Source organism: Pseudomonas silensiensis (assembly GCF_050434865.1).
Lineage (GTDB): Bacteria > Pseudomonadota > Gammaproteobacteria > Pseudomonadales > Pseudomonadaceae > Aquipseudomonas > Aquipseudomonas fluorescens_W.
In genome coordinates, this window is record NZ_JBNDJH010000007.1 from 151,679 (window position 1) to 164,241 (window position 12,563).

General features: G+C 57.7%; 8 protein-coding genes. All 8 read left to right on the forward strand.

Translation table 11 applies throughout. The features are described from left to right. The first annotated feature begins 1 nt into the window (after position 1). The 8 genes from tssK to QF010_RS12755 all read left to right on the forward strand — a co-directional run bounded on the left by tssK (position 2) and on the right by QF010_RS12755 (position 12,532). Positions 2 to 1,333 (forward strand): type VI secretion system baseplate subunit TssK, encoded by a 1,332-nt coding sequence (gene tssK, locus QF010_RS12720; RefSeq protein ID WP_033059318.1) that lies wholly within the window; start codon positions 2 to 4, stop codon positions 1,331 to 1,333. A gap of 5 nt (positions 1,334 to 1,338) precedes the next feature. After that, a complete protein-coding gene (gene icmH / locus QF010_RS12725) occupies positions 1,339 to 2,214 on the forward strand; it encodes a type IVB secretion system protein IcmH/DotU (RefSeq protein WP_429511562.1) in 876 nt (291 codons plus the stop codon). Positions 2,215 to 2,227: 13 nt separating this feature from the next. Then, a complete protein-coding gene (gene tssM / locus QF010_RS12730; RefSeq protein WP_429533230.1) occupies positions 2,228 to 5,752 on the forward strand; it encodes a type VI secretion system membrane subunit TssM in 3,525 nt (1,174 codons plus the stop codon). Next, positions 5,752 to 6,480, forward strand: a complete 729-nt coding sequence (locus QF010_RS12735; protein ID WP_033059323.1) for a PP2C family protein-serine/threonine phosphatase — start codon at positions 5,752 to 5,754, stop codon at positions 6,478 to 6,480. Before tssM ends, QF010_RS12735 begins: the two co-directional genes overlap by 1 nt. Then, complete coding sequence (locus QF010_RS12740) at positions 6,477 to 7,493, forward strand: serine/threonine-protein kinase (RefSeq protein ID WP_429533231.1); 1,017 nt, start codon at positions 6,477 to 6,479, stop codon at positions 7,491 to 7,493. The genes QF010_RS12735 and QF010_RS12740 overlap by 4 nt, the downstream gene beginning before the upstream one ends. Positions 7,494 to 7,521: 28 nt before the next feature. Beyond that, the gene (locus QF010_RS12745; RefSeq protein WP_429533232.1) at positions 7,522 to 9,555 is read left to right on the forward strand and encodes a type VI secretion system Vgr family protein; all 2,034 of its coding nucleotides are present in this window, start codon (positions 7,522 to 7,524) and stop codon (positions 9,553 to 9,555) included. A 48-nt stretch (positions 9,556 to 9,603) separates the two neighbouring features. Next, complete coding sequence (locus tag QF010_RS12750; protein ID WP_429533233.1) at positions 9,604 to 11,913, forward strand: hypothetical protein; 2,310 nt, start codon at positions 9,604 to 9,606, stop codon at positions 11,911 to 11,913. Positions 11,914 to 12,103: 190 nt separating this feature from the next. Then, positions 12,104 to 12,532 (forward strand): lysozyme inhibitor LprI family protein, encoded by a 429-nt coding sequence (locus QF010_RS12755; RefSeq protein WP_429533234.1) that lies wholly within the window; start codon positions 12,104 to 12,106, stop codon positions 12,530 to 12,532. Positions 12,533 to 12,563: the final 31 nt, after the last annotated feature.

A 12,563-nucleotide genomic window follows, 5' to 3' on the forward strand; every position in this document is an offset into this window, starting at 1 on the left:
CATGAATTCCCATAAAGTGATTTGGCAGGAAGGCATGTTGCTGCGTCCGCAGCACTTCCAGCACAACGATCGCTACTACGACCACCAGATGAAAACCCGCACACAGTTGCTGGGCAGCTACACCTGGGGCTTCCTGAACCTGGACATCGACTTGCAGTTCCTCAACATGGGCAAACTGGTGATCAGCCAGGCCTCGGGGATTCTGCCGGACGGCAGCCTGTTCGAACTCGGCGGCAACACCGAGCCGCTGGCGCTCGACGTACCGCCGAACACCGGTCACACGCCGATCTACCTGGCGCTGCCATTGGTCACCGGCAACCACATCGAGTCGCGTCGTCCGGAGCAATCCGACGTGCTGGCGCGCTACACCGCGTACGAAGCGGAAGTCGCCGACTCCAACGCCGGTGACGACTCTGCCAGCCAGGTCAGCTGCGGCCGCCCGGACTTCAAACTGTTGCTCGGCGAGCAGCAGAGCGACCAGGCCTACGTGAAACTGAAGATCTGCGAAGTGCTCGACACCACGCCCGACGGCGTGATCAGCCTCGACCCGGACTTCGTGCCGACCTACATTCAGTCGCACTCGTCCAGCTACCTGCTGTCGTGCTTGAAAGAAGTGATCAGCATGCTCGGCCACCGGGGCGACACCATCGCCGAGCGCATCCGCTCGAACGGCAAAGTCGGTGGCGCGGAAGTCGGCGACTTCATGATGCTGCAACTGATCAACCGCACCGAACTGCTGCTGCGTCACTACCTCGGCCTGGAGCAGGTTCACCCGGAAGAGTTGTACCGCACGCTGCTGACCATGCTTGGTGATCTGGCGACCTTCTCCAGCGACAGCAAACGCCCGCGCCTGGACAGCCGTTACCAGCACAGCGATCAGGGCGCGAGCTTCCGCAAACTGATGGAAGCGATTCGTCAGGTGCTGTCGATGGTGCTCGAACAGCACGCCATCGAACTGGTCCTGCAAGCGCGCCAGTACGGGATCATCGTCTCGCCGTTGCACGACCACAAACTGCTGGGCTCGGCCTCGTTCGTGCTCGCCGCCAGTGCCAACTGCGATTCCGAAGAACTGCGCCATCGCTTGCCGGCGCACCTCAAGGTCGGCCCGGTGGAGCGCATCCGCCAACTGGTCAACCTGCATCTGCCGGGCATCAAGGTCAAACCGTTGCCGGTGGCCCCGCGGCAGATCGCGTTCCACTCCAACAAAACCTATTTCATTCTCGAACTCAGTTCCGAAGACCTGGCACAACTCGAGCGCTCCGGCGGCTTCGCGTTCCACGTGTCCGGCGAATTTGCCGAGCTTGAACTGAAATTCTGGGCCATCAGGAACTGACCGACATGATCAAGGACATGGAACACAACCAGGACGATAAAACCGTCCTGCTCGACCGCCAGGGCCACGGCCCGGCGCAGAGTCCGCTGACAGATTTCGCCGCACCGCCGCGTTTTGAACAGCTCGAAGAACGGATGATCTACGCCGCGCGTTTGCGCCCGGCGGAATCCTTCAACATCAGCCTCAACTCCTTGGTGGCCGCAGCGTCCGACCTGTTGTCGGAAGTGGTGCGACTCAAGCACAGCGACACCCGCGAAGACATGTACGCGCTCAACGAGCGACTGACCTCCGGGCTGAAACTGTTTGAAGTGCGGGCGCTGCACAACGGCGCCGAAAGCAGCCAGGTGATGGCCGCGCGTTACGTGCTCTGCACCGTGGTCGACGAAGCCGTCGTGACCACGCCGTGGGGCAACGAAAGCGAATGGTCGCAGATGAGTCTGCTCAGCAGCTTCCACAACGAAACCTTCGGCGGCGAGAAGTTCTTCCAGCTGCTGGATCGCCTGTCGAAAAACCCGGTCAAGCACCTGCCGATGCTGGAGCTGATGTACCTGTGCCTGTCGCTGGGCTTCGAAGGCAAGTACCGGGTGCAAGCCCGCGGCATGCTCGAGCTCGAAGGCATCCGCGACGCCTTGTATCGCCAGATTCGTCAGTTGCGCGGCGACGTGCCTCGCGAACTGTCGCCGCATTGGGAAGGCTTGAACGATCAGCGCCGCAGCCTGGTGCGCATCGTGCCGGCGTGGATGGTGGTGCTGTTCACCGTGGTTTGCCTGGTAGTGATGTATTCGGGCTTCGCCTGGGTACTGGGCGAGCAACGCGAAACCGTTCTGCAACCTTATCAGCAGCTAGATCCGGCCGCGGTCCAGCCGCAGTCGCAGCCGTAAACAGGGACGTGTGATGAAAAAGTTTTTCAAGAAAGTCGGCGCATTCTTGCGCAAGACCTGGGTCTGGACCTTGCTGGTGGTGCTGTTTGTCGCGCTGCTGGTGTGGTTCGTCGGGCCGCTGCTGGCGGTGGATGACTACAAGTTCTGGGAAGGTTCGACCTCCCGCCTGCTGACCATCAGTGTGCTGTTCCTGATCTGGGGCCTGACCATGGTCTTCGTCAGCTGGCGCGCTGGCGTACGCAAAAAGGCTATCGAAGACACCGAAGACGGCCAGGACCGTATCCGCCGTGAAGAGTTGATCGACGAAGAGCAGAAAGAACTTCGCGTGCGCTTCAAGGATGCGTTGAAAACCCTGAAGACCTCGAGCCTCTATCGCGGTCGCAGCGAGCGCTGGCGCAGCGATTTGCCTTGGTACTTGCTGATCGGCCCGCAGGGCAGCGGCAAGACCAGCCTGCTGGACTTCTCGGGCCTTGAGTTTCCGATCAACAAGATCGACCGCAAACTGACCCGCGACACCCTCGGCACCCGTCATTGCGACTGGTATTTCGCCGACCACGGTGTGCTGATCGACACCGCCGGGCGTTACCTGACCCAGCCGGATGCCGAAGTCGATGGCAGCGCCTGGAGCACCTTGCTCGACCTGCTGCGCAAGCGTCGCCGCAACCGTCCGTTGAACGGCGTGCTGGTGACCATTCCGGTGGAAATGCTGCTGGGCAACACCGAGCAAGACCTCGACACCCTGGCTCGCCAGGTGCGTGCCCGTCTGCAAGACGTGCATCAGAAACTGCACGTCGATGTGCCGGTTTACCTGGTGTTGAGCAAGGCAGACAAGCTGCTCGGTTTTGACGAGTTCTTCGATCAGCTGACCCGCGAAGAAAGCGATCAGGTGCTCGGCACCAGCTTCCGCAAAGCGCAGAGCGGTACCGACGTCGCCGTGCTGCGCGCCGAGTTCGAAGAGCTGCTGCGTCGCCTCAACAGCCAAGTGATCATGCGCATGCACCAGGAGCGCGACACCCAGCGCCGTGGTCGCATCCTCGACTTCCCGCATCAACTGGGGCAGATCGGCGAGCGCCTGTGCCTGTTCGTCGACATGGCGTTCACCGGCAACCGCTACCAGCGTGTCAGCCAGTTGCGCGGGTTCTACCTGACCAGCGCACCGCACCTGACTCAAGAAATGGACCAGACCACCGCCGGCATCGGCGCCAACCTGGGCATGAACGCTGGCATGCTGCCGACCTTGCGCAGCGGCCGTTCGCGCTTCATTCACCATTTGCTGAGCCGCGTTATCTTCCCGGAAGCCGATCTGGCCGGTCTGGACAAGCGCGAACGCAGCCGCATCCATTGGGGCCAACGTGCCCTGTACGTGGGTGCGCTGGCGGCACTGGCGCTGTTCGGCATGCTGTGGGCGGGCGGTTTCTCCGCCAACTACGAGCGTCTGGAAAACCTGCGCAACCTGGCCACCAGCTGGACGCAACAACGCTCGGCCCTGACCGCGCGTGATGACTCCATGGCGGTGCTCAAGCCCCTCGATAGCAGCTACGCGGCGACTCAGGTCTTCCCGAACAAAGGTGACGTGTCGTACCACGAGCGCGGCGGTTTGTATCAGGGCGAAGAGGTCAATCCGGTGGTCAAGGAGGCCTACGAGCGTGAGCTTGAAGCGCAACTGCTGCCGAAGGTCGCGACGCTGCTGGAAGGGCAGATCCGCGCCAACATGAAGGACCGCGAACGCCTGCTCAACAGCTTGCGTGCGTACCTGATGCTGAACATGAAAGACCGTCGCGACGGCCCATGGCTCAAGGATTGGGTTGCCACCGAATGGTCCCAGCGTTACGCCGGCAACACGGCGGTGCAGAACGGTTTGAACACGCACTTCGAGCGTTTGCTGAAGCAGCCGTTTATCTACCCGTTGAACGACCAACTGGTGGCTCAGGCGCGTCAGGTATTGCGCAGTGAGTCGCTCGCCAACGTGGTGTACCGGATGCTGCGCGAGCAGGCCCGCAACCTGCCGGAATACCGCTTGAGCCAACACATGGGTCCACAAGCTTCATTGTTTGTCGGCACCGAATACGTGATTCCGGGCTTCTACACCCAACAGGGTTATCAGCAGTACTTCTCGGTTCAGGGCTCTGCGCTGGTCACCGATATCCTGCGTGACAACTGGGTGCTGGGCGAGGGCTCGGGCATCAGCGGCATGGACTTGCGTCGCCTGATGGTCGAACTGGAGCAACTGTACTTCCGCGACTACGCCAACTTCTGGAGTGAAGCGGTCGGCCAGGTTGCCCTGCCACCGATCAACGACGCCGGTGAAGGCGCTGAGCAACTGGCGGGTCTGACTTCGGCCAACTCCCCAGTGCTGCAACTGCTGGTGGAAGTACGCGAAAACACCCGTTTCGCGGCGACTGCCGACACTGCCGAGGACGCCGCCGATGCGGCCGCGAAGCTGGCAGAGAAGGGCGGAAAACTCGGCAAACTGGTTGCATCGGCTGCCGACCAGGCAGCGGACATGGCCAAGAACCTGCCCGACACCGCGAAGAAATCCCTGCAACGTCGCTTCGAACCGTTGCACCGTTTGTTGGACGACAACAACGGCCCGGCCGCTGATTTGACCCCGGCACTCGCAGCGCTCAACGACCTGCAACTGCAACTGGCGAGCCTCGCTCGTGCCAGTGCGCCGGAACAGGCAGCGTTCGAAATGGCCAAGACCCGCATGAGCGGCCAGCGTGATGCGCTGAGCAACTTGCGCAATGCCTCCAACCGTCTGCCGCGTCCGGTCAGCGTGTGGTTCAACGTCCTGGCTGAAGACACTTGGCGTCTGGTGCTGAACGATTCCTACCAGTACCTGAACCAGCGTTATCAGAGCGAGCTGTACAGCTTCTATGGCAAGGCGATCAACAAGCGTTACCCGTTCAGCGCCCACAGCACCAGCGACGTTGCGATCAGCGACTTCCGCGAGTTCTTCAAGGCGCAGGGCATCAACGATCGTTTCTTCGACACTTACATGCGTCCGTTCGTGAGTGGCGATCCAGGCAACTACCGTCTGCGCAGCATCGACGGTCACAGCATGCCGATCTCCAAGGTCTACCTCGACCAGATGGCGGCGGCCCAAGTGATTCGCCAGAGCTTCTTCTCGATCAATCCGGCCGAGCCGCAAGTGCAATTCAAACTGGAGCCGTACACCCTCGACCCGGCCGTCAGCCGTTCCGAGTTCAAGTTTGGCGACAAGACCATCGAATACCGCCACGGCCCGATCGTGCCGGTGTCGTTCAAATGGCCGACCGATGCTGAAGACGGTCGCACCAGCCTGGTCCTCGACAAAATGGCCGGCCGCCCGATCGGCATCGAGAAGAACACCGGCCCATGGTCGCTGTTCCGTCTGTTCGACCTGATGCAGACCGAGTACCTGAGCGGTCGCGATGTGTTGGTACTGAAAGCTGACGTGGGCGGCCTGCGCGCCAACTACTTGCTGTCGAGCCAACGCACGCCGAACCCGTTCGACATGGGCGTGCTGCGTACCTTCCGTATGCCGGTGCAGCTCTGATGCTGGTTGCCAGTCCCTGGCGCAGCGCTGCGCGTACCGATCCGGGCAAGGTTCGGGCGCGCAACGAAGATGCTTTCCTCGACTGCCCGCAGCAGGGGCTGTGGGTGGTCGCGGACGGCATGGGCGGTCATCAGGGTGGCGACATCGCCAGCCAGTTGATCGTCGCCAGCCTGGCGGAATTGCCGGTGCAGGACGACTTCGACGAACGACTCAAAGGCATACGCCAGTGCCTGCACTGGCTCAACCGCCGCTTGGGTCAGGAGTTGACCGTCACGGCCGGGCGCCACGACAGCATCATGGGCAGCACCGTGGTGGCGCTGCTGGTGGAAGGTAGTCGCGCGGCCTGCATCTGGGCCGGCGATAGCCGTTGCTACTTGTGGCGTGGCCAGCGTTTGTATCAGCTGTCCAAGGACCATTCGCTGCAACAGCAACTCATCGACGAGCAAAACATGAGCGTCGAAGACGCCCGTGCGCATCCTTCCGCTCATGCGCTGACCCGTGCGGTCGGCGCCGCCGATGTGCTGACGCTGGACGTGCTCGAACTCGAGGTTTACCCCGGCGATGCGTTTCTGTTGTGCAGCGATGGTTTGTACCAGGGGCTGAGCACCGATGCCTTGGGCAACGCCCTGAGCCTGACCGCGCCGCACGTTGCGCTAGAGCGTCTGTTCGATGGCGCTCTGCGTGGCTCGGCCCGGGACAACTTGACTGCTGTGGTGATCCGAAAATGACTCAACTCATGCCGCCGCTCGACGACCTGCTGGTGAGCGAAGAGCAAGACAGTAACCTGACTTACTTTGCGTTCGCCAAGTCTCTAAACGACAAGCCGCATAAGGCCGAACCCGCGCTGGCGCCGACCAAGGCCAGCATCGGTGAAATGCCCGACGTGCTCGCAGGCCGTTACCGCATCGAGCGCCTGCTCGGTGCTGGTGGCATGGGCGCGGTTTACCGCGCACGGGATCTGCTGAGCGAGCAGTTCGGCGATCCCGACCCTTACATCGCGCTGAAAATCCTCAGCGAAGAATTTGCCGAATCGCCGGACGCCAGTGCCTTGCTCTACAGCGAGTTCGCCCTGACCCGACGCCTGCGCCACGACAACGTGCTGCGTTTGCACAGCTTTGAAGTGGACACCGACTGCCAGCGCGCCTTCATCACCATGGAACTCATGCGTGGGCTGACCCTGGACAAATTACTCTGCGAGCGGCCGCTGGGCCTGCCGTGGAAAGAACTGCGCGACATCGCGCTGCCGCTGCTCGACGCGCTGGCCTTCACCCACGCTCGCGGCGTGCTGCACGGTGACATGAAGCCAAGCAACGTGATGCTCAGCGAAGAAGGCGTGCGCCTGTTCGACTTCGGTCTGGGCCAGGCCGAAGAGGGCATCCTGCCCGGCCTGCCACACCTGAGCCGCCACCGCTTCAACGCCTGGACCCCCGGCTACGCCGCCCCCGAACTGCTCGAAGGCCAACCGCTGACGGCCAGTGCGGACGTGTACGGCGTGGCCTGCGTGCTCTATGAATTGGCGAGCGGCAAACACCCGTTCCGCCGCTTGCCCTCGACCGAGGCCCGCGACGGCCACCTCGAACACGAGCTGCACGCCCCCAGGAATCTCCCGAAACACTGCTGGCCAGCCCTGCGAACGGCGCTGGCTTTCGATGCGGCAAAGCGCACCATCACCGCCGCCCAATTGCGTGACGCCCTGGGCGCCACTTCGACTTTGCTGCAACGCCTGCGACTGCGGGCGTAACGGATGACTACCGAACAGGGAGCAAGCAATGTTCAACTCCGCTAACGAAACCCACTTCAGCCTGACTGTTGAAGACTATGTCGGCGACCTGCAAGTGCTGTCGTTCACCGGCACTGAAGGCATCAGCCAGCCGTATCGCTTCGACCTGGAACTGGTCAGCGAAAACCCCGATCTGGACCTGGAAAAGCTCCTGCACAAGCAGGCCTTTCTGGCGTTCGATCCGAAGGGTTCTGGCATCCACGGCCAGATCTACCGCGTTGCCCAAGGCGATGCCGGCAAACGCCTGACCCGCTACAAAATCTCCCTGGTGCCGCAACTGCAATACCTGCACCACCGCACCAACCAGCGCATCTACCAGCAGATGTCCGCGCCGAAAATCATCGCGCTGATCCTCGACGAGCACGGCATCAAAGGCAACGCCTACAAATTCCAGCTCAGCCAACCGTGCCCGGATCGCGACTACTGCGTGCAGTACGACGAAACCGACCTGCACTTCATCCAGCGCCTGTGCGAAGAAGAAGGCATTCACTACCACTTCCAGCACAGCTCCAAAGGTCATCTGTTGGTATTCGGCGACGACCAGACCGTGTTCCAGAAACTCGGGCAGCCAACGGCTTACGTGCAAGGCAGCGGCATGGTCGCCGACGAACCCGTGATCAAAGGCTTCAAACTGCGCCTCGAAACCCGCACCGGCCGCGTCACCCGCCGCGACTACGACTTCGAAAAACCGCGCCTGCAACTCGAATCCGCCTACAAACCCGAGGCGCAAAGCGACGAGCCAGACCTCGAAGACTACGACTACCCCGGCCGCTTCATCGACCGCGCACGCGGCAAGTTCCTCAGCCAACGCGCCCTCGAACGCCACCGCGCCGACTACCGCCAAGCCGAAGGCAACGGCGATCAGACCACCCTGGTCAGCGGCCACTTCCTGGAAATGTCCGACCACCCGCGCACCGAGTGGAACGACCTCTGGCTGCTCACCGAAATCTTCCACGAAGGCAAACAACCGCAAGTCCTCGAAGAGTCGGTCACCAGCGACACCACCGCCAACAAGGACGACTTCCACCAGGGCTACCGCAACCGCTTCCTCGCCACGCCGTGGGACGTGTTCTACCGCCCGGCGCTGCAACACCCGAAACCGCGTGTGCTCGGTAGCCAGACGGCCATGGTCACCGGGCCCAAAGGTGAAGAGATTCACTGCGACCAATACGGCCGCATCAAGGTGCAATTCCATTGGGACCGCGAAGGGTTGGCTGATGACAAAACCAGCTGCTGGATGCGTGTTTCTTCGAGTTGGGCCGGGGATCGGTATGGCGCCATCGCCATCCCGCGCATTGGCATGGAAGTACTGGTGACCTTTCTCGAAGGCGATCCCGACCAGCCGCTGGTGACCGGGTGCCTGTACCACAAGGAAAACCAGGTTCCCTACGATCTGCCGGCGAACAAAACCCGCAGCGTGTTCAAAACCCTCAGCTCACCGGGCGGCGGCGGGTTCAATGAACTGCGGATTGAGGACAAGAAGGGTGCGGAACAGATCTTTATCCATGCCCAGCGGGATTGGGATGAAAACATTGAGCATGATCAGAAGATTCGGGTGGGGAATGAGCGGCATGACACGGTGGAGAAGAACACCTACACCGAGCTCAAGGCGGAAGAGCATCGGACCACGATTGCGGATCGCAAGACTGAAGCGCGGATGGATGATCACCTGACGATTGGGCAGAACCAGCATGTGAAGCTGGGGACTGCGCAGCTGACTAGCGTTGGGAAAGAGATTCATCTGAAGGCTGGGGACAAGATTGTGATCGAGGCCGGGATGGAGCTCACGGTTAAGGCGGGTGGGAGCTTTATCAAGCTGGATGCGGGTGGAATTACCGTGGTTGGGCCGGTGGTGAAAATTAATGCCGGTGGATCGGCGGGGAGTGGGACGGGGATTGGGATTAAGCCGCCGGTGCTGCCGGGGGCGGCGGATAAGGATAAGGCGGGAAGTTTGATGGATCAGGCGTTGGGGAATGCGTCTGAGGAACTCAAACCGAAAACGAAATACCTGTTATCGCTGTGAAGCCAGCGTTCGATGGATCTGAAAATTTATTAAATATGGATCACACCTATGTTGATTAGCCCTCCGTTTATTCCAACTCCCAGCGCTGGAGAGGACGACGAAGCATTTCTGAATCGAGCGATGCTATGTGGAGCTCCTGGAGATGGTTTTTTCCCTATCAGTTTTGATCTGAACTGGCATGGTGGAACACACCTAAAAGCACCAACAGAAGCGGGTCACGTCCTGCCTGTACGTGCGATTGCCGACGGGACGCTAGCTTATTTTCGCGAGCCCGCCCCTGTGGATACAAATGCTGACGCCCCATTGAATTACAGTGGTTGGACAGACAATGGCTGCATTGTCTTGCGTCACGAAACCGAGATCGGTGAAGGTGCAAATTCGAAGGTGGTCTTTTTTTCGATCTATATGCATCTTTCAAAATTAACGGTGAAAGATCCGAAAAAAGGGATGCAAGTTTATCGTAAGGAAACTCTTGGAGAGGCTGGGAAAATTTATGGTGACGGCAATAAAATTCATTTTGAAATTATTGCGGACGATAGCCAAATAAAACACCTTACGGGTCGAGCAGAACGGGAGGTGGCCTTTCAGACTAGCCCTGGTCGTACCGATAGTTGCTGGGGAGATATGTATTTTTACTTGCCGTCAGAAGTTATGGGTTTTTCGGACCACCCCAGTACCTGGCCCGACTCGAATAACTTGACAAGCTGTGTGGCTCGCCCGCCCGAAGATTTGTTCATTCGTATGCGTTATGGTCAAGGTCAATGTACTTTAAGCACCTACATTCTCAATGGCGAATGCGTGGGTGAACTTAAAGAGGTTAAAGACTTCGAGTATAACCTCTATGAGACCGCTGCGACTCGTTACCCTGGCAGTGCTAGTGCAGGTTATGAATTACTTCGCTTTGGGCGTGTAATCGGCCCGGATTCACTGAAGCCTGCCAACGCAGCACACTGGCGTCAGATTGCGTTGCCCGGTGGGGTCGCTTGGTTCAATCTTAACGCTAGTACTGTTACATGTTTCAGTGACGCTGACTTTCCTCACTGGCAAGGGTGGAAATTAATTGATGACGATACTGACGAAGATAGCCACTGTCAGTCGCCTTATTTAAGGAAACTGCTGAAACTCGACGAAGATCCGCTGTACCCGCCTTCCAGAACCTTGGTCGAAATCTCCCATGCCCCCGACTTCAAGCATGTGCCTCTAAAGCCAGAAGAAGAGCACGTTTACAGTAAAAAATTCCGGATTAAGCAACATAACCAGGTCATCATTCAGAGGGAAATTTCCCAGCGCGAACTGAAGCGTTGTATTTTCAAATTCCCCAGTGAGTGGGGGGTAAGCGATTTCGATACTCGTTACGGTTGGTTGCTGGAAGAGTCAGAGCTAGGCCCGCCCATGCCAAAAGGTGATTATGAAAAGTTGAAAGCCCACCAAAATGCGATGGCTTTTTGGGAGGACGCTGGTTTGACAGGTATAGGTTGTAAGCACTGGCACTTTCCGCCAAAAGAATTTATTCAAACGTTTAGAAAATGTGGATGGCTTAGCGAGCGGGAACTTACGCAGTTACTGCCAACAAGTGCCTTGCGTATAAGCAAGAAAGAGTTTGTTTCTGAGTCGGTGGTCTTGGGTGGTGCGTCACAGTCAACAATTAGTCAGATGAAGGATGACATAAATAAGGCGTTACGAAAGTTTACAGTTACGAATAGTCCATTTCGAATGGCGGCTTTTTTTGGGAACTCAACTCAAGAGACGCAATGGTTTGGAAAGATATATGAGAGTAACTCGAGTGCCAAGTACTACCCTTGGGATGGGCGAGGCTTCTTTCAGTTAACATGGCCAGATAACTGCGTGAAATATTGGCGATTTCGTGGTCGTGTCGTTTCTAATGATGTGGCTAAGGCACTTACTGCAGCGGCGAAGTTAGCAAATAATACAGGTGAGAATCGACACTTGGCTGATGCAGCTTTAATACCGAAAGGGTTGACTACAGAAATAATTCAGTGGCGAAATGACATTGGGAAAAAAGGTTTAGACGCAGCCATGAGTGCTGGTGCTTATTGGGCTTGGACAGGAGCTGCAAGGTTTGCTGATAAAGAGCCAGTGATGAAGCGAGTTTCTATAAAAATTGGCTCGGCAGAACACATATATTATAGTTGTGAATCGTTTGGACAAGTTGCTGCAACAGTAAACTTTGGTCGTCCTGTAGCGGACCCCGCTAGTATTAACAAAGTAAATGGTATTACTGCACGTTTTCAAGCGTATACCACTGCCCTAATGGTTTTAACCGAGCAGATGAGCTATCCAGACGCCTCGGGGAAACTCCATGAAAAGCCACAAAATTACAAGCCTAGACGAGAGTGATGTTGTTGGTTTTCTTACAGGGTGTCGCAGTATGGAGGATTGGGTAGTAGTTGATTGCGGGTAGGTAAAGTAGAAAGGCGGCATGTCGGTATGCTAAGGAGAAGAAAGTCTTAGGATGATTGATTTCGGTTTTATGGAGTGATGTATTCGTATTTTAATGGTTGGAACTGATATTTTGGAGAGGGATGGTATGTTAAATATTTTGGGTTGCGTTAAAAGATGTTTATTAGTGGTAGTCGGACTTTCGTTCTCAGTAATGGCTTTTGCTCAAGGCGATTGCAAAGATGGCGGTGCAGGAGAGTCGACTATTGCTTGTTCTGAGTTTGCGAAAAAAGAGGCCGATGCAAAGCTCAATAATAGTTACAAAGAATTAATGGGGAGGGCTGAGTCCAGATATATTTTTCAGTATCAATCTCAGCCTGAAATGCAGAAGGGATTTTTAAGTAAGTTAAAAGACTCGCAGCGGGCTTGGATAAAGCTGCGTGATACAAACTGTGCGCTTGAAGGTTTTGAAAATGAGTGGGATAAGCCCGCATACACCATGGAGTTGAATAATTGTATTGCAAGAATGAGCTTGGAGCGGGTGTTGTATTTGGATGGAATTATACCTGTGCGATAAAAAATGTAATAGGCGCGGGTTTATGTAGGTG

Excerpts from the sequence above, each read along its gene's own strand:
- tssK (WP_033059318.1), top strand. The coding sequence starts at position 2 with ATGAATTCCCATAAAGTGATTTGGCAGGAAGGCATGTTGCTGCGTCCG.
- icmH (WP_429511562.1), top strand. The coding sequence starts at position 1,339 with ATGATCAAGGACATGGAACACAACCAGGACGATAAAACCGTCCTGCTC.
- tssM (WP_429533230.1), top strand. The coding sequence starts at position 2,228 with ATGAAAAAGTTTTTCAAGAAAGTCGGCGCATTCTTGCGCAAGACCTGG.
- QF010_RS12735 (WP_033059323.1), top strand. The coding sequence starts at position 5,752 with ATGCTGGTTGCCAGTCCCTGGCGCAGCGCTGCGCGTACCGATCCGGGC.
- QF010_RS12740 (WP_429533231.1), top strand. The coding sequence starts at position 6,477 with ATGACTCAACTCATGCCGCCGCTCGACGACCTGCTGGTGAGCGAAGAG.
- QF010_RS12745 (WP_429533232.1), top strand. The coding sequence starts at position 7,522 with ATGTTCAACTCCGCTAACGAAACCCACTTCAGCCTGACTGTTGAAGAC.
- QF010_RS12750 (WP_429533233.1), top strand. The coding sequence starts at position 9,604 with ATGTTGATTAGCCCTCCGTTTATTCCAACTCCCAGCGCTGGAGAGGAC.
- QF010_RS12755 (WP_429533234.1), top strand. The coding sequence starts at position 12,104 with ATGTTAAATATTTTGGGTTGCGTTAAAAGATGTTTATTAGTGGTAGTC.